We start from the raw sequence: 19,132 nt of genomic DNA on the forward strand, positions 1-19,132 counted from the left end.
ATGCCTGGCGCACCATGAAAAGGCCGCCGCCCTGGTGGGCGGCGGCCTTCGTGTGGTGGCGGGTCTCCCTCAGCCGCGACCGGCGAAGCGGTAGCTGTTCTCCAGCTTGGCGTAGTCGAGCAGGATCTGGGCGGCCTCCTGGACCTGCACCTGCTCCACCGGCTCCGCCTCGTCGCTCTCGCCCTCCTCGCCCCGGGCGTCGATCCACTCCTCCAGCGGCTCCAGCCCCAGGGCCTCGCGGCGCCGGTTCTCCAGGGCCAGCTGCTCGGCCTCCTGGGCCTCGACCTCCTGCTGGCGCTGCTCGCGGTTGAGGCTGACGCTGGTGGTCTCCTCGCGCAGCCGGCGGTTCAGCGCCGCCTGCTCCTCCAGGTAGCGGAAGTTGGGGTTGTCGGCGGCACGCTGGCGGTGGCGGTCACGCAGCGACTCCATGAAGCGCCACGGTTCGCCATACTCGCGGTACTGCACCGAGCGCACGGTATCCCAGTCCAGGGCGTTGTCGAGGCTGCTCTCGCCGATCAGCTCGGGATCGATAAGGCTGGGGAAGATGATGTCCGGCTCCACGCCGCGGTGCTGGGTGCTCTCGCCGGAGATGCGGTAGAACTTGGCGCGGGTCAGCTTGATCTCGCCGTGGGAGAGCTCGTTGAGGGTCTGCACCGTGCCTTTGCCAAAGGTGGGCGTGCCCACCACCAGGCCGCGGCCATAGTCCTGGATGGCGCCGGCGAAGATCTCGGAGGCGGAGGCCGAGAGGCGGTTGACCAGCACCGCCAGCGGCCCGTCGTAGAGGGCGCCAGTCTCGGTGTCGCCGTAGAGGCTGATGCGTCCGCGGGCGTCGCGCACCTGCACGGTGGGGCCGCGGTCGATGAACAGCCCGATCAGCGAGTTGGCCTCCTGCAGGGCGCCGCCACCGTTGTTGCGCAGGTCCAGTACGATGCCCTCGATCTCCTCCTCCTGGAGCCGCTCGATCTCCCGGGCCACGTCCCGCGTGGTGCTGCGGTAGTCCTCCTCGCCGGCCTGCCAGGCATCGAAGTCGACATAGAAGGTGGGCACGGTGATCACCCCGATGCGGTGGGTGCCGTCGTCGCGCTCAAGCTCGATCACCTCGCCCTGGGCGGCCTGGTCCTCAAGCTTGACGGTGTCGCGGGTGATGCGCACCTCCTTGGAGCGCGTCATGTCCACCGCCTGGGCGGGGACGATGTCGAGGCGTACCACCGAGCCCTTGGGGCCACGGATCAGGTCGACCACCTCGTCCAGGCGCATGCCCACCACGTTGACCATCTCGCCATCCTCCTGGCCAACGCCGACGATGCGGTCGGCGGGCTCCAGCACTCCGGCGCGTTCGGCGGGGCCGCCCGGCACCAGGCTAGCCACCTTGACGTACTCGCCGTCCGCCTGCAGCAGGGCGCCGATGCCCTCCAGCGAGAGGCGCATCTGGATATCGAAGGACTCCCCCTGGCGGGGCGAGAGGTACTCGGTGTGGGGGTCGATGGTGCCGGTGACCGCCGCCATCACCAGGCCGAAGATATCCTCCTCGTTGGTCTGGCGCAGGCGGTTGAGCTGTCCCTCGTAGCGCTGGCGCAGGTTGCTCTCCACCTGTTCTTCGTCCTGGCCGCTGATGGCCAGCGACAGGGCGGCGTTCTTGAGGCGTTTGGCCCACAGGGTGTCGAGTTCGGCCATGTCACTCGCCCAGGGGGCGTCCTCGCGCTCCAGGGTCAGACGCTTGTCGCTGTCGTAGCGATAGTCCAGGCCCTCGTCGAGGCGCGCCAGCAGCCATTCGAAGCGCGCCTCGGCGCGCGTCTGATAGCGCTGGTAGAGGGAGAAGTAGGGCGCGAGCTCGCCGTCGACCAGGGCGTCGTCCAGCTGGCGTTCCAGCGGGCGAAATTCCGCTACATCGGCCTCGGTGAGGAAGGCGCGCTGACCGTCGAGCACGTCGAGGTAGCGTGCGAAGGCCTGGCTCGACCAGCCGTCATCCAGGCTGACGTCGGCATAGTGGCCGTAGCGCAGCGACTCGGCGATCTCGGTGGCCACCTGACGCTGGGCGTCGGTGGGCTGCGGCTGCGCCAGGGCAGCGCCGGCGGCCAGCAGCAGGCCGGCGAGCACGGTTGCGGATCGCCCCAGGTGGGCAAGCGGGCTCATCGAAGAAGCACTCCCGGTTTGATGTACACTCATATCCCTTGACCCTCTCCCGGCCCGCGAGTTGCGCGGTCCGGCGAACCATTGTAGCAGCTTACCTGCCTTGCCCATCATTGCCATCACGGAGGAATCCATGCGCTCCGAGGACGACCTGCTGTCGCGCCTGCTCGACTTCCTGCATCGCTCGCCCACCCCCTGGCACGCCACCGCCAACCTGGCCGCGCGCCTCGAGGCGGCAGGCTTCCGGCGACTCGACGAGCGCGAGCCCTGGTCGCTCACCCCCGGCGAGCGCGTCTTCGTGACCCGCAACGACTCCTCCATCGTCGCCCTGCGGCTGCCCGAAGGGCCCCTCGAGGCGCTGCGCATGATCGGGGCCCACACCGACAGCCCCGGGCTGCGGCTCAAGCCCAATGCCGGCCAGGCCGCGGCGGGCTGGCTGCAGCTGGGCGTGGAGGTCTACGGCGGGGCGCTGCTGGCCCCCTGGTTCGACCGCGACCTGGGGCTCGCCGGGCGGGTGCACCTGCGCCACGCCGACGGGCGCCTCGAGGGACGCCTGCTGCACGTCGACCACCCGGTGGCCACCATCCCGAGCCTCGCCATCCATCTCGATCGCGAGGCCAACAATGGCCGCGCCCTAAACGCCCAGACCCAGATGGCCCCGGTGCTGCTTCAGGGCGGCGAGGCCGGTGACCTCAAGGGGCTACTTGAGGGGTGGGTCGCCGAGCAGCATGGTCTCGAGGCGTTCGAGCTGCTCGACTTCGAGCTGGGCCTGTACGACACGCAGCCGCCGGCCCGGGTCGGGGTGCACGGCGAGCTGATCAGCGGCGCGCGGCTCGACAACCTGCTCTCCTGCTTCATCGGCCTGGAGGCGCTGCTGGCCGCCGATGGCCGCCAGGGGGCGCTGCTGGTGGCCAACGACCACGAGGAGGTGGGCAGCGCCAGCGCCTGCGGCGCCCAGGGGCCCTTCCTCGGCGACGTGCTGCGCCGGGTCTGCGAGCGGCTGGGCGGCGGCCCGGGCGAGGGGAGTGAGGAGGCCTTCATCCGCCTGATCCAGGCCTCGCGGATGATCTCCTGCGACAACGCCCATGCGCTGCACCCCAACTTCCAGGACAAGCACGACGCCGCCCACGGCCCCGCCCTCAATGGCGGCCCGGTGATCAAGGTCAACGCCAGCCAGCGCTACGCCACCAACAGCGCCACCGCGGCGCTGTTTCGCGACCTGTGTCGCGAGGCCGAGGTGCCGGTGCAGAGCTTCGTGACCCGCGCCGACATGGGTTGCGGCAGCACCATCGGCCCGATCACCGCCACCGAGCTGGGCGTGCCGACCCTGGACGTGGGCGTGCCCCAGTGGGCGATGCACTCGATCCGCGAGACCGCGGGCAGCCGCGACGTGGCCTATCTCACCCGGGCGCTGACCGCCTTCTGCAACCGCGCCGAGCTGGCCTGACGCCGCCACGCCTTGGCCGCCGCCGGGTGTCGTGTCGCCCGGCGGTCGCAAGGGCTGCAGAAAGCGTAGGGGGCAGGGTCCTAGTGGAGTAGGGGAGAGGACAGAAACGCAGAAGCCCGCCTGGCGAACCAGGCGGGCTTCTGTATGTTCGGTGGTGGCTACGCCCTGACTCGAACAGGGGACCCCATCATTATGAGTGATGTGCTCTAACCAACTGAGCTACGTAGCCAGCGGCGCGTACTCTATCCGCCCGGGAGGGGCCTGTCAACTGCCTGATATGGAAGGCATGCCAAGGCTTGACACCCCGGCGGGGGCTCGTTAATATTCGCGCCACCTCGACGAGCAGAGGCATCGCGTCCCATTCGTCTAGTGGTCCAGGACACCGCCCTTTCACGGCGGGAACAGGGGTTCGAACCCCCTATGGGACGCCACTCGATTCGTCAGGGTACCGGAGTGCGGGAATAGCTCAGTGGTAGAGCATCGCCTTGCCAAGGCGAGGGTCGGGAGTTCGAATCTCCTTTCCCGCTCCATCTTCCGTAAGGAAGACGATGCGTCCCATTCGTCTAGTGGTCCAGGACACCGCCCTTTCACGGCGGGAACAGGGGTTCGAACCCCCTATGGGACGCCACTTCTCCGGACAGCAAGTGCAGCAGCGAGACAAGCGGGAATAGCTCAGTGGTAGAGCATCGCCTTGCCAAGGCGAGGGTCGGGAGTTCGAATCTCCTTTCCCGCTCCAATGTTGCGGTAAGAGAGCCAAGGCTCGGGTCGTGATCTGGATCGCCAGCCCGGTCGAATCTCCTTTCCCGCTCCATCTTCCTAACGGAAGACGATGTGTCCCATTCGTCTAGTGGTCCAGGACACCGCCCTTTCACGGCGGGAACAGGGGTTCGAACCCCCTATGGGACGCCACCTCGCTCGCCGCACCACCGATAAAGCGGGAATAGCTCAGTGGTAGAGCATCGCCTTGCCAAGGCGAGGGTCGGGAGTTCGAATCTCCTTTCCCGCTCCAATCGGTCACCTGCAATCGGCCAAGGCTCGCGTCAGGAGCTGGGGCGCCAGCCCGGTCGAATCTCCTTCCCGTTCCAATCGGAACCTGCCCCCTATTTACTTCGATGTAGTCTGCCGTTGTGCAGGCCGTTCTGCGTGCCCGGCCCGCAGGAAATCGCCCATGGCTTGAACTCTGGCGGCCTCGTCCCCATATCGTCATGCCTTTGCGGCATGCCCGCACCGAACCCCGAACCGTTCCAAGGATTGCGCATGGCCGAACCGGCTCTGTCCATCCGTGGCCTGACCAAGGTCTACGGCAATGGCTTCCAGGCCCTGAAGGGCATCGATCTTGACGTCGCCGAAGGGGACTTCTTCGCGCTGCTGGGCCCCAACGGTGCCGGCAAGTCCACCACCCTGGGGGTAGTGTCGTCGCTGGTGCAGAAGAGCGCCGGTCGGGTGTCGATCTTCGGCATCGACATCGACCGCGACTTCGCCCGCGCCAAGTACCACCTCGGCGTGGTGCCCCAGGAGTTCAACTTCAACCAGTTCGAGAAGGTCATCGACATCGTGCTGGCCCAGGCCGGCTACTACGGCATGTCGCGGCGCCAGGCGCTGCCCCGCGCCGAGGAGCTGCTGCGTGACCTGGGGCTGTGGGACAAGCGCAACGGCAGCGCCCGGATGCTCTCCGGCGGCATGAAGCGCCGGCTGATGATCGCCCGGGCGCTGATGCATCGGCCGAAACTGCTGATCCTCGACGAGCCCACCGCCGGCGTTGACATCGAGCTTCGCCGCAGCATGTGGGAGTACATGCGCCGCATCAACCGCGAGGAGGGCACCACCATCATCCTCACCACCCACTACCTGGAGGAGGCGGAGAGCCTCTGCCGCAACGTGGCGATCATCAACCACGGCGAGATCATCCGTGACACCAGCGTGCGCGACCTGCTGATGGAGCTGGATACCGAGACCTTCCTGCTCGACCTGGCCCATCCCGTGGAGGCGGCCCCCGAGGTCGAGGGCTTCGAGGTCAGCCAGCCGGAGCCCGCCCAGCTGGCGGTGGTGGTGCATCGCGGCCAGCGCCTCAACGACGTCTTCGAGGCGCTCTCGGCCCGCGGCATCCAGGTGGTCTCCATGCGCAACCGCGCCAACCGCCTGGAGGAGATGTTCGTCTCCATGGTGGAGCAGGGCAACGAGGCCCTGGACAGGGCCGCCGACGACCAGGGCAAGGAGGCACGCGCATGAACCCTCGTCAGATCGCCATCGCCCTCTGGACCCTGGTGGTCAAGGAGATCAAGCGCTTCACGCGCATCTGGCCGCAGACCCTGCTGCCGCCGTCGATCACCATGACCATGTACTTCATCATCTTCGGCAACCTGATCGGCTCGCGCATCGGCGAGATGGACGGCTACAGCTACATGGACTTCATCGTCCCCGGGCTGATCATGATGGCGGTGATCACCAACAGCTACTCCAACGTCGCCTCCTCCTTCTTCTCCAACAAGTTCCAGCGCAGCGTGGAGGAGATGATGGTGTCGCCGATGCCGAGCTGGGTGATCCTCTCCGGCTTCGTGCTGGGCGGCATGGCCCGCGGCCTCGGCGTGGGGCTGATCGTCACCATCGTGTCGCTGTTCTTCACCCGCCTCGAGGTGGCCCACCCGGTGCTGACCCTGCTGGTGGTGGTGATGACCGCGGCGCTGTTCGCCATCGGCGGCTTCATCAACGCCCTGCTGGGCAAGAAGTTCGACGACATCTCCATCGTGCCGACCTTCATCCTGACGCCGCTGACCTACCTGGGCGGGGTCTTCTACTCCATCTCGCTGCTGCCGGCGTTCTGGCAGGGGGTGTCGATGCTCAACCCCATCCTCTACATGGTCAACGTCTTCCGTTACGGCTTCCTCGGCGTCTCGGACATTCCGGTGGGCTGGGCCCTGGCCGCCATCCTCGCCTTCATCGCGGTACTCTTCACCATCGCCCTGCGCATGCTGGAGCGTGGCCAGGGGATCCGCTCATGAGCCGGCGTCCCGAGACCCTCGCCGACGCTCCCCTGGGGCGTGAGTCCGCCTACCCCGAGCACTACGATCCCGGGCTGCTCTATCCCATCCCCCGCGCCGCCAACCGCGTGCCGCTGGGCATCGAGGAGGAGGCGCTGCCCTTCGTCGGCGAGGACGAGTGGCACGCCTTCGAGGTCAGCTGGCTCAACGCCCGCGGCAAGCCGGTGGTGGCCGTGGCGCGCTTCCGCCTGCCGGCGGCGTCGCCCAACCTGATCGAGTCCAAGTCCTGGAAGCTCTACCTCAACGGCTTCAACCAGAGCCGCTTCGCCAGCCGCCAGGCGGTCATCGAGACCCTGGAGCGCGACCTGTCGCGGGCCGCCGGGGCGACGGTGTCGGTGTCGCTCTTCGCGGTCGACGACGAGGCGCTCGCGCCGCGCCGGTTGCCCGGCGAGTGCCTGGACGACCTGGATATCGCCATCGACGACTACACCCCCAGCGCCGCGCACCTGCGTGTCGGCGACGAGGTGGTGGAGGAGACGCTCCACTCCCACCTGCTCAAGTCCAACTGCCCGGTCACCGGCCAGCCCGACTGGGGCAGCGTGCTGATCCGCTATCGCGGGCCGCGCCTCGACCGCGAGGGACTGCTGCGCTACCTGGTGGGCTACCGCCAGCACCAGGACTTCCACGAGCACTGCGTGGAGCATATCTTCATGGACCTGATGGCCCGCGCCCGACCCGAGCGGCTGCTGGTGCTGGCGCGTTACGTGCGCCGTGGCGGGCTCGACATCAGCCCCTGGCGCGCCACCCCGGGAGAGTCTCCGCCGACGCCGCTGCGCCTGGCCCGCCAGTAGCCCGTTGCCCTTTGTGGGAGCGCAGATTCTGCGCGATGGCGCCGACAGGCGCCCTGCTGGGGAACGCAGATTCTGCCGCTTCGACGATGGCATCGATAAGCGCTCTGATACCACCGCTATCGCCGATAAATCGGGCTCCCACAATAGGCAGTCTCTATCTGCGATAGCCCTTCAGTAGCGCGGGACGAGGACAGGCGGCCGGGGCGGCTGGTAGAGTGACGCCAATAAATATCGCGAGATGACCACCAGGGAGAGACCGATGGATGCGATGACGCTGCTGCACGAGCGCAGCTCCATGGGCAAGCTGATGGGGCCGCCGCCGAGCCCCGAGGAGCTCGAGGCCATCTATCGGGCGGCGCTGCGGGCGCCGGACCACAAGGAGCTGCGCCCCTGGCGCTTCATCGAGTTCTCCGGCGAGGGCCGCGAGCGCCTGGGCGAGCTGTTCGCCGAGGCGGACTACCGCGAGGACCCCCACGTCGGCGACGCCGCTCTGGATGCCGCGCGCAAGAAACCCCTACGCGCCCCCATGGTGATCGCGGTGATCGCCAGGGTCACCCCGGACGTGCCCAAGGTGCCGAAGATGGAGCAGGTGATCTCCGCCGGCTGCGCCGCCCACGCCATCCTGCTCGCCGCCCACGCCCTGGGCCTCGGTGCCATGTGGCGCAGCGGCAAGTACGCCTTCGACCCGGTGGTGCGCAAGGGGCTGGGCCTCGAGGAGGAGGACGAGGTGGTCGCCTTCATCTATCTGGGCCGTCTCGGCGGGCGCCACAAGCCGCTGCCGGAACACGATATCGGTGCCTTCGTGGAGCGCTGGCGCTGAGATGCGCGAGGTCGGCGTTCCCCACCCGCGCCTCCCGCTGCCGTCCCCCGGCGGCGAGGATGACCCCACGGCCTTCCTGACCTGGCTCGGCGAGGCGATCCCCATGGTGGCGCATCTCGGCATCCGCGAGATGCACCGCGACGGCGACGTCCTCCACTGGTCGCTGGCCCTCACTCCCAGCCTCAATGACAAGGGTACCGGTTTCGGCGGCGCCCTGGCCGCCCAGACCACCCTGCTGGGATGGTGTTGGACCACCCTCTGGCTGCGCCGTCGCGGACTCTCCCGCGACGTCGTCGTGGCCGAGGCGACCCAGCGCTTCCTCGCCCCGGTGACCGGCGACTATCGCCTGGTGTGCCTTGCCGAGGAGGCCGCGGGGCCCGAACGCCTCGCCGCCCGCCTGGCCGACAAGGGGCGCGGGCGCATCCGTCTGGTTCAGCGCCTGTGGTGCGGCGATACCCTCTGCCTGGAGGCGCGCGGCGACTACGCGGTGCTCCCCGCCTCGCCCTGACGATGGACGGCGGGGTGAGCCCCGTCAGCTCAGGATCAGGCGGTCGCGGTCGCCCTCCTCGGCGCGCTGCAGGGCGCTCTCCAGAGGCTCACCTGGCTTGGCCAGGCAGGAGGCCCCACTGCTCGACGATGCGCTGTGTACTGGAAGCCGAACCAGGCCAGCAGCGAGGTGCCCAGCATCAGCGCCGCCGCCAGCAGGAAGCGCAGTTTCAGGCTCACGGCGTTCTCCTTCGTTCCCCACCCGCGCGGGCATGGCGGCGACTCGGCATGTCCACAGCACCTGTTCCGGCGTCAGCGGTATCCTGCGCAGTGCGGCGCGTTGTCAGCGCCGGGTGGGCGAAGGGGGCAGGCTCTCCTCGCTCGGGGTCTCGTGCCCCGCGCTGCCGTCGAGCAGGAAGTCGACCGCAGCGGGTGGGGCGCAGCGCCAGCCGGCCAGTCGGGCCTGGTCACGCAGCAGGGCCAGGAAGGCGTCGTGGTCGAGGCGGTCATGGACGCTGGGCCAGCGGCAGCGGAGGAAGAAGTGGGCCACGCAGAAGGCGAGCGCCTCGCGTACCTCCACGTCGGCGGTGTCGCGATAGGCGGCCAGGCGGATGCGCGCCGTGGGGTAGAGGGTCAGCAGCGCCCGGGCCTCCTCGTCGCCGATCAGCAGGCCGCTGATCGCGCTCATGAAGGCGGCGGCAGCCTCGATCAGCAGCGCCTCGGGTTCGAGGTCGCGCAGCTCGTAATGGAAGCACGCCGTCTCGCGCCGCAGGCGCAGGCGGAAGGCGGCATCGTTGCCGCCGGCGAGTTCGGCCAGGCTGGCCAGGGTGCAGGATATGACGCGGGGTATCCACATGCATGGGCGTTGCTCCCTCAGCGCTCCTCGAGAATGGCGTGCAGCCCCTCCAGGGACAGCAGGGTCAGTTCGCGGTTGGCCACCTGCACCAGCCCCTGGCGCTGGAAGCGCCCCAGCACCCGGCTTACCGTCTCCAGGGCCAGGCCCAGGTGGCTGCCGATGTCGCCGCGTGACATGGCCAGCTGGAAGCGGTAGCGGCTGCAGCCGCGCTGATGGAAGCGCTCGGAGAGGCCCAGCAGGAAACCGGCCAGGCGCTGCTCGGCGGTACGCCCCGAGAGCAGGCAGAGCTGACGCTGCTCGCTGCGCAGTTCGCGGCTCATGTGGCGCAGCAGCGATTCGTTGAGGGAAGTGCTGTGCTGGCACAGCTCGCGCAATCGGGCGTAGGGCAGGGCGCAGACGAAGGCGGTCTCCAGGGCGACCACCGAGGCCGGGCAGGTGCGCTCGCCGATCGCCTCGAGCCCCACCGCCTCCCCGGGCAGGTAGAAGCCCACCACGTGCTCGGCCTCGTGACCGATGGGGCGCGCCACCTGCTTGAGGCTGCCGCTGCGGACTAGGTAGAGGGTGTCGAAGGGCTCGCCCTGGGTCACCAGCGCCTGGCCGCGCTTGAGCGGGCGGGGCTGGTCGAGCAGGGCATCCAGGCTCGCCTGCGTCTCCTCGGGCAGGTCGTGGGTCAGGCACACGCCGTGCAGGCTGCAGGCGTCACAGTGGGTCCCTGGCGTCCGGGTGCCGGGAACCTGTTCGCTGGCGGTCATCTTTCATCCTTGGAGGTTGCCGTTCAAACCTTGACTCGGGTCAGCCTAGTCCACCGAAGCGAAATTTAATAGGCGGATGCCATGAAGCGCGTCCAGGCCGGGGCCTCACCCGTCAGAGCGTGGGGCGGCCGGGAGGAGGGGCATCGCTATCCCCCTTGCGGGCCCGCTTGCGCGTATACATCTCGGCGTCCGAGAGCTGCAGCAGCGTCATGGCATCGGTATCGCTCGGCGTCGAGGTGATCACGCCGACGCTCGCCCCAGGATACGAGAGGGACACGCCGCAGACCCGGAACTCGCCGGCGGTCAGCGCCTCCAGCGCCGCCTTGAGGGCTTGGCGCTCGGCCTCGGGGTGCTCGCCGGCACGGCGCACGACCACGAACTCGTCGCCGCCGAAGCGCGCCACCAGGTCGTCCCCCCGACAGCCACTCACCAGGCGGCGGGCCAGCTCGATCAGGAAACGGTCCCCCGCATCGTGGCCATGGGTGTCGTTGATCGCCTTGAAGCCGTCGAGGTCGATGAAGGCCATGTGCAGGCGCTCTCCGGCGTGCGCGGCCTCGACGAGGCGCCGGGTCAGCGCCTGGAGCAGGGCGCGGCGGTTGGCGATGCCGGTCAGCGGGTCGGTGTTTGCGTGCTGGGCGAGGGTACGGTTCTCGCTGACCAGCTGGCGCAGCAGGCGCTCGCTATCCACGTAGCGGGCGATCAGCTCGGCGAAGGTGTCCAGCGTCTCCATCGCCTCCGCCGACACCTCGATGGCCTCATCGCTGGCCGCGCACAGGGTGCCCAGCAGCGTCTCGTCGCCCAGACGGATCGGTTGGCTGAGGTAGGTCTTGAGGCCCAGCGCCCGGGCCGCCTCGGAATCGCCCCAGCAGCTCGCCACGTCGGGGGTGTAGCGCCGCCCCTCGAGGATCGCCCGGCGGCAGAGGGTATCCTCCCAGGGTACCGACAGCCCTTCGGGCAGCTGCAGGCTGCCGCTGTTGCGGGCATAGACCACGCGCTGCACGCCACCGGCCTCGTCGATCAGGGTGAAGTAGGTGGATTGCAGCCCGGTTACTCTCTCCAGCAGGCGCAACAGCGGGCGAATCACCGCCTCCAGTCGCGCACCGAACACCGGGGCCTGCAGCAGACTCTGCGGATCGGTTGTTTCGTTCATGTCGGTTCCTGCGCATCGTCGAGTGCCTGTTCCAGCCATTGCGCGGCGAAGGCCTCTGCCGGCAGCGGACGGCCGAAGAGGTAGCCCTGGGCCTCGTCGCAGCCCATCTCGGCGAGCGCCGCGACCTGCTCGGCGGACTCGACCCCTTCCGCCACGGTCTTCATGCCCAGCGCCTGGGCCATGGCGATGATGGTCTCGACGATGGTGCGGTCGTGATGGTTTGCCAGCATATGCCGGACGAAGGACATGTCGATCTTGAGCGCCTGGGCCGAGAAGCGGCGCAGGTAGGCCAGCGACGAGTAGCCGGTGCCGAAGTCGTCGATGGCCAGGCTGAAGCCCGCCTTGCGCAGCGCCCGGGTGATGGTCACCGCCTGCTCGGGGTCGCGCATGAAGTCGCTCTCGGTGAGCTCCAGGGCGATGGCAGTGGCGGAGAGCCCGGCGGTCAGGCGTCGGATATGCTCGGCCAGGTGAGGGTCGGCGAACTGCTGGGCCGAGATGTTGAGCGAGAGCCTGCCCGGCAGCATCAGACCCTGTTCGCCCCAGGCCAGCAGCTGGCGGGTGGCCTGCTCCAGCACGCGGTCTCCCAGCGGGCGAATCAGGCCACGCTCCTCGGCCAGGGGAATGAACTCGCCGGGGCTGACCCAGCCCCATTCGGCATCCTGCCAGCGGCACAGCGCCTCAGCACCCGTCAGTTCCCCCGTACGCAGGTCGATCTGGGGCTGGTAGTGCAACGCCAGGCGGTCCTCGCGGATCGCCTCGCCGAGGCGCTCGGTCATCTGCTGGCGGCGTTCCAGGGCCTGGTGCATGGAGGCGCTGAACGGGCAGACGCCGTCATCCTCGCGTTTGGCGTGATAGAGCGCGATGCTGGCCGCCTTGAACAGCTCCCCCGGCGTTCGCGCATCGCGCGGATAGCCTGCCAGGCCGATGGAGACCCGCAGCGAGAAGGCGTGGTGCTCCAGATAGATGGGACGGGCGATGACTCCGCGCATGCGGGCCACGCACTCTTCGATGCGCTGCGGGCTGGCGTCGGGAACCAGCAGGGCGAACTCGTCGCCGGAGAGCCGCGCCAGTGCCTCGCCCGGCGCCAGCGAGCGCTGCAGGCGTCCGGCCAGCGTGGCCAGCAGGTTGTCGCCCAGCTGGTGACCGTGGAGGTCGTTGATCTCCTTGAAGCGCCGAATGTCCAGCAGCAGTAGGCCCAGCGGCTTCAGGTCGCGCTCGGCGGCGTCGCGCATCGCTGCCAGGTCCTCCATGAAGCGTACCCGGTTGGCGAGCCCGGTGGTGCCGTCGAAATAGGCGAGCTGGCGCATGCGCCGGTGATCCTGGCGGCGCTCCACCTCGGCGGCGGCGCCGCTGGAGAGGATGCGCAGCACCGCGGAGGCGAAGCCGTTGGTCTCCGGCGGTTTCCGGTAGAGCACCACGATGATGCCCACCGGTTCGCCCTGGGTATTGTCCAGGCGTCGGCCGATCCAGGCCGCCTGCGGCTCGGCCAGGCCCGGCCAGAGCAGCGGCGGATCCGCCTGCTCGGCACACTCCGGCGTCGTCATCAGCGCCGCGAAGGGCGAGGTCGACAGGTCGAAAGCGTGCTCCTCCAGGCGCTCGCCATCCCCCACCGCGCTGACGGTGGTGAGGTGGCATGGCGCCACCGGGGCCTCTTGCTGCCATGCGGCACCCTGTTGGGTGAAGGTGGCGATGAAGCCCGCATCGGCCTCGAGGATCTCCACCAGGTGGCGTACCAGCTGATGGAAGTAGCCGTCGCCGATGCGCGTGGTGATCGCCGCGGCCACCCGCGCCACGGCATCCTGCACCCGCTGCGCCTCGTGCTGCTCGGTGATGTCGCTGATGAAGCCCTCCAGGACCTTCACCTCACCTTTGGCGTCGTAGAGCGCCTGACCCTGCTCCAGCATCCAGCGCCACTGCCCGTCGGCGGTGCGCAGCCGGTAGACCACCCGAAAGGGGCTGCGCGTGGCGACGCCTTCCTCGACGGCGGTATCCACCCGGGCACGGTCCAGCGGATGGATCAGCGCCGCATAGCTCACCTCGCGGTTGTGCAGCAGCGCCTCGGGCCGGTAGCCGGTCAGGGCCTCGGCGCCCTGGCTGACCACCAGCATGGTCCAGTCGGTATCGTTCAGGCAACGGTAGGCCATGCCGGGCAGGTGGTTGAGCAGCGTCTCGAGGCGGCGCTCGCTCTCGCGGGCCACTGCCTCGCTCCTCTGCAGCGCCCGGCTGGCCTGGCTGCGCTCGATCTGGGCGCTCGCCTGGGCCGCGGCGATATGCAGGATCTCGGACTCCAGGCCCGCCAGCTGCATGGGGCGGTTGTTGAGCACCGCCAGCAGGCCCAGCGGTCGGCCGTCCAGGGCGTAGAGGGGCAGGCCCAGGTAGCTCTCCGCCCCGAGCCGTTGCAGCAACTCGTCGTCGGGGAAGCGCCGCTGCACGCCTGCGGGATAGAGGCAGACCTCCCGACCCGCCACCGTCTCGCAGGGCGTGCCGGCCAGGTCGTAGCTGAGGTTGGGGGCCGGCTCACCCCGCGACCACACCGCCAGGGTATGCGCGCGATGGTCGTCGCCGACCCGGGCCACCAGCACATGGTCCACGTCGAGGATCTCCGCCAGCTTCGCCACCAGGGTGGCGAAGAAGGTCTCGCCGGTGGCGCGGCTCATCCCGTCTGCCAGCAGCCGGAAGGCGGCTTCGGCGCTCACGCGGGCTTGCATCGCTTCATCCTTGTTCGAATGACTCTCCGGGCACACGCTACCATACCATTTCGGCACAGGGCGTAAGGTGAAGCTTACTTCGCCTCCACAGCGTCCGGTGGCGGGATAGGGCGGCGTCCGATTGATGCCAGGGCTGTCTTGCCTACCTGCCGGGTCCGGTGTGATCTTGGTGGCGCTCTACACCATCGTGCCACTGGTCTTCGATGTCTCGTTCTGATCCAGCCATGGTCTTCCCGCCCCAATTTTGATGAGATAGCCGCCTGTCACCATGGCCGCCTGCGGCGGCCGTGCTCATCGCCAAGGGAACCGCAGCACATGATCCTCACCCTCAACCAACTGGAGCGGCACCTCTTCAAGGCCGCCGACATCCTGCGCGGGCGCATGGACGCCTCGGAGTTCAAGGAGTACATCTTCGGCATGCTCTTCCTGAAGCGCTGCTCGGACGTCTTCGAACAGCGCCAGGAGGAGGTGAGGGCGCAGCTCGCCCAGGCCGGCAAGAGCGAGATCGACATCGCTCAGGTGATCGAGATGCCGAGCTGGTACAAGGCCACCTTCTACGTGCCGCCGCAGTCGCGCTGGCAGCACCTGCTGAAGGAGGCCCACCAGAGCGTCGGCAGCGCGCTCAACAAGGCGCTGGCCGGCCTGGAGGAGCACAATCCTAGCCTCGCCGGGGTACTCGAGCATATCGACTTCACCCGCAAGGTGGGCTCCACCACCCTGCCGGACAAGAAGCTCCGCGAGCTGATCGTCCACTTCAGCGCGTACCGGCTGCGCAACGAGGACTTCGAGTTCCCCGACCTGCTCGGCGCCGCCTATGAGTACCTGATCCGCGACTTCGCCGACTCCGCCGGCAAGAAGGGCGGTGAGTTCTACACTCCGCGCCCGGTGGTGCGCATGATGGTGCGGCTGATGGCCCCGGAGGAGGGCCACAGCGTCTACGACCCCTGCATGGGCTCCGGCGGCATGCTGATCCATGCCAAGGAGTACCTGGAGGAGCAGGGCGGCGACCCGCGCAAGCTCAATCTCTTCGGCCAGGAGGCCTCCGGCTCGGTGTGGGCCATCGCTAAGATGAACATGCTGCTGCACGGGGTGAGCAGCGCCGACCTGCGCAACGACGACACCCTCACCGACCCGCAGCACGTCGAGGGTGGCGAGCTGGTGCGCTTCGACCGCATCCTCACCAACCCGCCGTTCTCCATCGGCTACACGCCGAGCCAGCACTTCCCCGAACGCTTCCACTACGGCAGCGTGCCGGAGGGCGCCAAGAAGGCCGACCTGATGTTCCTGCAGCATATGGTCGCCTGCCTCAAGTCCGACGGTCGGCTGGCCACCGTCATGCCCCACGGCGTGCTGTTCCGCGGCGGCGACGAGAAGCGCATTCGCGCCGGCATGCTGGAGGACGACCTGGTGGAGGCGGTGATCGGACTGGCCCCCAACCTCTTCTACGGCACCGGCATCCCGGCGAGCATCCTGGTGCTGCGCGCCAAGGGCGCCAAGCCCGAGGAGCGCCAGGGCAAGGTGCTGTTCATCAACGCCGACCGCGAGTTCTTCGAAGGCCGCGCCCAGAACCACCTGCTGCCGGAGCACATCGAGAAGATCGCCAGCACCTATGACGCCTTCGAGGACGTGCCCGGCTTCGCCCGGGTGGTGCCCCTCGCGGAGCTGCGCGACAACGACTACAACCTCAACATCCGCCGCTACGCCGACAACACCCCGCCGCCGGAGCCCCAGGACGTGCGCGCCCACCTCAAGGGCGGCGTGCCGCTGGCCGAGATCGACGCCAAACGCCCGCTGTTCGACGCCCAGGGCCTCGACCCCATGGCGCTCTTTACCCCCAGGGCGAGCGACCCCGACTATGTGGACTTCGCCGAGCCCCTGAGCGAGAAGCGCGACCTCAAGCCCGCCATCGAGATGGATGCCGGCCTGCAGCAGAAGGAGGCCAGTGTGATGGCCGCCTTCGAGACTTGGTGGGGCGAGCACGGGGGAAGCATCACCGGCCTATCCGGCAACGGCGGCCGCCTCACCCAACTGCGCGACGAGCTGCTCAGCAGCTTCTCGGAGGCGCTGGAGCCCACCGCCATGCTCGACCGCTTCGCGGTGCGCGGCATCATCGCCGGCTTCTGGTTCGACAACAAGAACGAATTCCGAACCCTGCAGGCCCGCGGCTGCCTGGGCGTGGTGGACGCCTGGCGCACCAGTATCGTGAGCCTCTTGGAGGACGAGCAGAGCAAGGCCAACCCGCTGGATCACCGCCTGGTGCATTTCCTGCTGGAAGACTACGTGGCCGAGCTGGAGGAGCTGGCCGCCCGCAAGGCCGAGCTGGACGCCCAGATCAAGGCCGCCGAGGCCAAGCCCGAGAGTGACGACACTGAGGAGGCCGACTCCGATAACGGCGAGGATGACGACGCGCCCAGCGAAGAGGAGATCAAGGCCTGGAAGAAGGAGCGCACCCAGGTGCGTAAACAGCACAAGGCCAAGATCGCCAGCTTCGAGACCCATCTCAACGCCGCCGTGGACGCTCTGGACGAACCCGCCGCCGCCGAGCTGGTGGGCACCATTCTGCACAACGACCTCAAGGGCATCCTCGACCGCCATATTCGCCAGCAGCGCCAGCGGGTGATCGCCGCCTTCGAGACCTGGTGGGACAAGTACCGGGTGACACTGGCCGATATCGAGGCCGAACGGGATGCCGCCGCCAAGGAGCTGCAGGGGTATCTGGAGGGGCTGGGGTATGTTTGAGTGGACCTATCGGCGAATCCGAGACCTTCTGGAGACCAGCTATGCGGGTGAGTGGGGAGCGCCTCCTTCACCGGGTAATGCACGTGTGCTTCGGGCGACAGATATTGATTCCGACGGACGAATCAATGGTCAGGGTGCTCTGAGACAGATCTCGCCAGCCATTGTCCAGACGAAGCACTTACAGCGAGGCGACATCATGTTGGAGGCCTCTGGCGGTAGTCCAGAGAAGCCAGTGGGGCGAGTCGCGTTTTTTTTTGATGAGAGTGGTGAGCTGCCTTTTCTCACCTCGAACTTCTATAAAGCCCTCCGTCCGGCCAGTGATGTAGAGCCTAGATTTCTCCATTGGGCTTTGCTTCGATTTTATCGGCAGCCAGATATTCTGCAGTTCCAGCAGCAAACCACGGGCATTATCAATCTGAAGTTTCAGGATTACCTTGATGCAAAGATCTATGCTCCTGTCGCTCTAAATGAGCAAAAGCTCATCGCCCGCATCCTTGACACCCTCGACACCCAGATCCAGACGACCGAGGCGCTGATCGCCAAGCTGGAGAAGGTCAAGGAGGGCCTGCTCCATGACCTGCTGACCCGCGGCATCGACGAGAATGGCCAGCTCCGCCCCAGCCCCGAGCAGGCACCGGAGCTCTACAAGGAGTCGCCGCTAGGGTTGATTCCTAGGGAGTGGGAGGTCCGGCCTCTCAAATCCCGCGCGTCATCAGAAATCACTTATGGAATAGTTCAGGCTGGTCCACACATAGAAGGAGGAGTCCCGTACATACGCACTGGCGATATGTCTGGCGACCGTCTTGAAGGAAAAGGCCTGCTCTGCACATCTCGGCAAGTCGCTGATCAATACAAAAGATCCGAGGTTATGGGTGGCGATTTGGTGATTTCAATTAGAGCCACTGTCGGGAAAGTCCTTCCGGTGCCTGAAAGCCTTTCAGGAGCAAATTTAACGCAAGGCACTGCCAAGATATCACCATCCTCTGATACTGACCGGGATTACCTTCTGTGGGCGATACGAAGTGAGGCCGTGAAAAACGCTATCGATTTGGAAGTTAAAGGCTCGACTTTCAAGGAGATAACTCTCGCAGCACTCCGGGAAATCCCGGTCTCAGCGCCAGCCAACCTCATCGAGCAAAGAAAAATAGGTGAGTCGCTAGTTGGTATAGATGGCGTTATTCGCAGGGAGAGTGACGCATTGATGAAGCTTAAAGCACACAAAGCAGGCCTGATGGACGACCTCCTCGCCGGCCGCGTCCGCGTAACCCCTCTTCTCGAAAAGGCCCAGGCCATCACCCCGGCTTAGACCGGGGTTCTCACAACAACATCAGGACCACATCGCACAGGGAACTGCCATGGCCACCGACCTCTCGCGCAGCCTGAACCCTCGGAAGGCACTGATCTTCCGCATCACGCACCGCGACAACCTGCCGTGGCTGTTGGCGAATGGGCTTTACTGCCGGTCGGCCGCGGAACAGGACCCCGGATTCGTGACGATAGGCAATCGCGAGTTGATAGGACGACGAGCGACCCGCGGGGTGCCCATGCCGTCTGGTGGCACGCTCAGCGACTATATCCCCTTCTACTTCACGCCGGCTTCGCCCATGTTGCTCAACATCGAGACCGGCCGCGGTGTGCCCACTCAGCGAAAGGAAGACATCCTGGTGCTGGTCTGCTCACTGCTGGGCATTGGCACGTATACTGATGAGGTGCAAGCTACCGTCGAGCCGCAGGTAGCGGCACACCAGCTTCCGTTGAAGGTGGTGACACGACCCAACTGGTTCTTCCGATGATTGAATACACCCGTGGCAACCTCCTCGAGGCCGACGTCGAGGCGCTGGTCAACACCGTCAACACCGTGGGCGTGATGGGCAAGGGCATCGCCCTGATGTTCAAGGAGGCCTTCCCCGAGAACTTCGCCGCCTACGAGGCCGCCTGCAAGGGTCAGGAGGTGGTGACTGGCCGCATGTTCGTCACCGAGCGGGATGCCCTGCTGGGGCCGCGCTGGATCATCAACTTCCCCACCAAGCAGCACTGGCGCGCCAGGACGCGCATGGAGTGGATCGAGTCCGGGCTGGAGGACCTCCAGCGAGTGATCCGAGAGCGGGGTATTCGCTCCATCGCCCTGCCGCCGCTGGGCTGCGGCAACGGGGGGCTCGACTGGGGCAGGGTGCGCCCGCGCATAGAGGCCGCGCTAGCCCGGATTTCTCATAGT

Annotated in this window: 16 protein-coding genes and 7 tRNA genes; 16 read left to right on the top strand and 7 right to left on the bottom strand. The window is 67.3% G+C overall.

Translation table 11 applies throughout. The features are described 5' to 3' along the window. Positions 1-69 precede the first annotated feature (69 nt). Positions 70-2,133: a carboxy terminal-processing peptidase gene (locus tag Q673_RS23390; protein WP_023005084.1), complete on the bottom strand. Its 2,064-nt coding sequence runs from the start codon at positions 2,131-2,133 to the stop codon at positions 70-72. A 130-nt stretch (positions 2,134-2,263) separates the two neighbouring features. Between Q673_RS23390 and Q673_RS23395 the strand changes: the two genes are divergently transcribed. After that, complete coding sequence (locus Q673_RS23395; protein ID WP_023005085.1) at positions 2,264-3,577, top strand: M18 family aminopeptidase; 1,314 nt, start codon at positions 2,264-2,266, stop codon at positions 3,575-3,577. Between the two features lie 152 nt (positions 3,578-3,729). Here Q673_RS23395 and Q673_RS23400 read toward each other — a convergent pair. Then, positions 3,730-3,806 (bottom strand) — tRNA-Met (locus tag Q673_RS23400). Positions 3,807-3,932: 126 nt separating this feature from the next. Here Q673_RS23400 and Q673_RS23405 point away from each other — a divergent pair. From Q673_RS23405 to Q673_RS23455, 11 genes are all read left to right on the top strand, one after another. Next, positions 3,933-4,008 (top strand) — tRNA-Glu (locus Q673_RS23405). 24 nt (positions 4,009-4,032) lie between these two features. After that, positions 4,033-4,107 (top strand) — tRNA-Gly (locus Q673_RS23410). A gap of 22 nt (positions 4,108-4,129) precedes the next feature. Then, positions 4,130-4,205 (top strand) — tRNA-Glu (locus Q673_RS23415). A gap of 33 nt (positions 4,206-4,238) precedes the next feature. Beyond that, a tRNA-Gly gene (locus Q673_RS23420) sits at positions 4,239-4,313 on the top strand. Positions 4,314-4,410: 97 nt separating this feature from the next. Beyond that, positions 4,411-4,486, top strand: a tRNA-Glu gene (locus Q673_RS23425). A gap of 25 nt (positions 4,487-4,511) precedes the next feature. Further along, positions 4,512-4,586 (top strand) — tRNA-Gly (locus Q673_RS23430). 248 nt (positions 4,587-4,834) lie between these two features. Next, positions 4,835-5,806 carry an ABC transporter ATP-binding protein gene (locus Q673_RS23435; protein ID WP_023005086.1) on the top strand — a complete coding sequence of 324 codons (972 nt, stop codon included), beginning with the start codon at positions 4,835-4,837 and terminating at the stop codon, positions 5,804-5,806. After that, entirely contained in the window at positions 5,803-6,576 is a 774-nt protein-coding gene (locus Q673_RS23440) for an ABC transporter permease (protein ID WP_023005087.1), read from the top strand. Before Q673_RS23435 ends, Q673_RS23440 begins: the two co-directional genes overlap by 4 nt. Next, positions 6,573-7,406, top strand: coding sequence for an NADPH-dependent 7-cyano-7-deazaguanine reductase QueF (queF, locus tag Q673_RS23445; RefSeq protein ID WP_023005088.1), 834 nt, complete (start codon positions 6,573-6,575; stop codon positions 7,404-7,406). The genes Q673_RS23440 and queF overlap by 4 nt, the downstream gene beginning before the upstream one ends. A 259-nt stretch (positions 7,407-7,665) precedes the next feature. Further along, positions 7,666-8,226, top strand: a complete 561-nt coding sequence (locus Q673_RS23450; RefSeq protein ID WP_023005089.1) for a nitroreductase family protein — start codon at positions 7,666-7,668, stop codon at positions 8,224-8,226. Position 8,227: 1 nt separating this feature from the next. After that, positions 8,228-8,734 carry a YiiD C-terminal domain-containing protein gene (locus Q673_RS23455; RefSeq protein WP_023005090.1) on the top strand — a complete coding sequence of 169 codons (507 nt, stop codon included), beginning with the start codon at positions 8,228-8,230 and terminating at the stop codon, positions 8,732-8,734. 35 nt (positions 8,735-8,769) lie between these two features. Here the strand turns inward: Q673_RS23455 and Q673_RS23460 are convergent, their stop codons facing one another. From Q673_RS23460 to Q673_RS35515, 5 genes are all read right to left on the bottom strand, one after another. Further along, positions 8,770-8,952, bottom strand: a complete 183-nt coding sequence (locus tag Q673_RS23460) for a hypothetical protein (protein ID WP_023005091.1) — start codon at positions 8,950-8,952, stop codon at positions 8,770-8,772. Between the two features lie 103 nt (positions 8,953-9,055). Further along, on the bottom strand, positions 9,056-9,568 hold the full coding sequence (locus Q673_RS23465; protein WP_023005092.1) for a hypothetical protein: 513 nt from the start codon (positions 9,566-9,568) through the stop codon (positions 9,056-9,058). Positions 9,569-9,585: 17 nt separating this feature from the next. Further along, a complete protein-coding gene (locus tag Q673_RS23470) occupies positions 9,586-10,320 on the bottom strand; it encodes a helix-turn-helix domain-containing protein (RefSeq protein WP_023005093.1) in 735 nt (244 codons plus the stop codon). 112 nt (positions 10,321-10,432) lie between these two features. Then, on the bottom strand, positions 10,433-11,470 hold the full coding sequence (locus tag Q673_RS23475; RefSeq protein WP_023005094.1) for a sensor domain-containing diguanylate cyclase: 1,038 nt from the start codon (positions 11,468-11,470) through the stop codon (positions 10,433-10,435). After that, complete coding sequence (locus tag Q673_RS35515) at positions 11,467-14,178, bottom strand: bifunctional diguanylate cyclase/phosphodiesterase (protein ID WP_023005095.1); 2,712 nt, start codon at positions 14,176-14,178, stop codon at positions 11,467-11,469. Before Q673_RS35515 ends, Q673_RS23475 begins: the two co-directional genes overlap by 4 nt. Positions 14,179-14,493: 315 nt before the next feature. Between Q673_RS35515 and Q673_RS23485 the strand changes: the two genes are divergently transcribed. The 4 genes from Q673_RS23485 to darG form a co-directional block, all read left to right on the top strand. Then, a complete protein-coding gene (locus Q673_RS23485) occupies positions 14,494-16,917 on the top strand; it encodes a type I restriction-modification system subunit M (RefSeq protein WP_023005096.1) in 2,424 nt (807 codons plus the stop codon). Beyond that, a complete protein-coding gene (locus tag Q673_RS0118135) occupies positions 16,910-18,223 on the top strand; it encodes a restriction endonuclease subunit S (RefSeq protein WP_268744275.1) in 1,314 nt (437 codons plus the stop codon). The genes Q673_RS23485 and Q673_RS0118135 overlap by 8 nt, the downstream gene beginning before the upstream one ends. A gap of 49 nt (positions 18,224-18,272) precedes the next feature. Beyond that, the gene (locus Q673_RS0118140) at positions 18,273-18,710 is read left to right on the top strand and encodes a DUF4433 domain-containing protein (protein WP_023005099.1); all 438 of its coding nucleotides are present in this window, start codon (positions 18,273-18,275) and stop codon (positions 18,708-18,710) included. Continuing rightward, positions 18,707-19,132, top strand: a 426-nt coding sequence (darG, locus tag Q673_RS23490) for a type II toxin-antitoxin system antitoxin DNA ADP-ribosyl glycohydrolase DarG (RefSeq protein WP_023005100.1), incomplete at its 3' end; no start/stop codon positions are given. The genes Q673_RS0118140 and darG, both read left to right, overlap by 4 nt.

The sequence above is a fragment of the Halomonas sp. PBN3 genome, from assembly GCF_000475415.1.
Classification (GTDB): domain Bacteria; phylum Pseudomonadota; class Gammaproteobacteria; order Pseudomonadales; family Halomonadaceae; genus Halomonas; species Halomonas shengliensis.

What these genes read in the sequence shown, in the direction of transcription:
- Q673_RS23390 (WP_023005084.1), bottom strand. Translation starts at nt 2,133, where the DNA reads ATGAGCCCGCTTGCCCACCTGGGGCGATCCGCAACCGTGCTCGCCGGC.
- Q673_RS23395 (WP_023005085.1), top strand. Translation starts at nt 2,264, where the DNA reads ATGCGCTCCGAGGACGACCTGCTGTCGCGCCTGCTCGACTTCCTGCAT.
- Q673_RS23435 (WP_023005086.1), top strand. Translation starts at nt 4,835, where the DNA reads ATGGCCGAACCGGCTCTGTCCATCCGTGGCCTGACCAAGGTCTACGGC.
- Q673_RS23440 (WP_023005087.1), top strand. Translation starts at nt 5,803, where the DNA reads ATGAACCCTCGTCAGATCGCCATCGCCCTCTGGACCCTGGTGGTCAAG.
- queF (WP_023005088.1), top strand. Translation starts at nt 6,573, where the DNA reads ATGAGCCGGCGTCCCGAGACCCTCGCCGACGCTCCCCTGGGGCGTGAG.
- Q673_RS23450 (WP_023005089.1), top strand. Translation starts at nt 7,666, where the DNA reads ATGGATGCGATGACGCTGCTGCACGAGCGCAGCTCCATGGGCAAGCTG.
- Q673_RS23455 (WP_023005090.1), top strand. Translation starts at nt 8,228, where the DNA reads ATGCGCGAGGTCGGCGTTCCCCACCCGCGCCTCCCGCTGCCGTCCCCC.
- Q673_RS23465 (WP_023005092.1), bottom strand. Translation starts at nt 9,568, where the DNA reads ATGTGGATACCCCGCGTCATATCCTGCACCCTGGCCAGCCTGGCCGAA.
- Q673_RS23470 (WP_023005093.1), bottom strand. Translation starts at nt 10,320, where the DNA reads ATGACCGCCAGCGAACAGGTTCCCGGCACCCGGACGCCAGGGACCCAC.
- Q673_RS23475 (WP_023005094.1), bottom strand. Translation starts at nt 11,470, where the DNA reads ATGAACGAAACAACCGATCCGCAGAGTCTGCTGCAGGCCCCGGTGTTC.
- Q673_RS35515 (WP_023005095.1), bottom strand. Translation starts at nt 14,178, where the DNA reads ATGCAAGCCCGCGTGAGCGCCGAAGCCGCCTTCCGGCTGCTGGCAGAC.
- Q673_RS23485 (WP_023005096.1), top strand. Translation starts at nt 14,494, where the DNA reads ATGATCCTCACCCTCAACCAACTGGAGCGGCACCTCTTCAAGGCCGCC.
- Q673_RS0118135 (WP_268744275.1), top strand. Translation starts at nt 16,910, where the DNA reads ATGTTTGAGTGGACCTATCGGCGAATCCGAGACCTTCTGGAGACCAGC.
- Q673_RS0118140 (WP_023005099.1), top strand. Translation starts at nt 18,273, where the DNA reads ATGGCCACCGACCTCTCGCGCAGCCTGAACCCTCGGAAGGCACTGATC.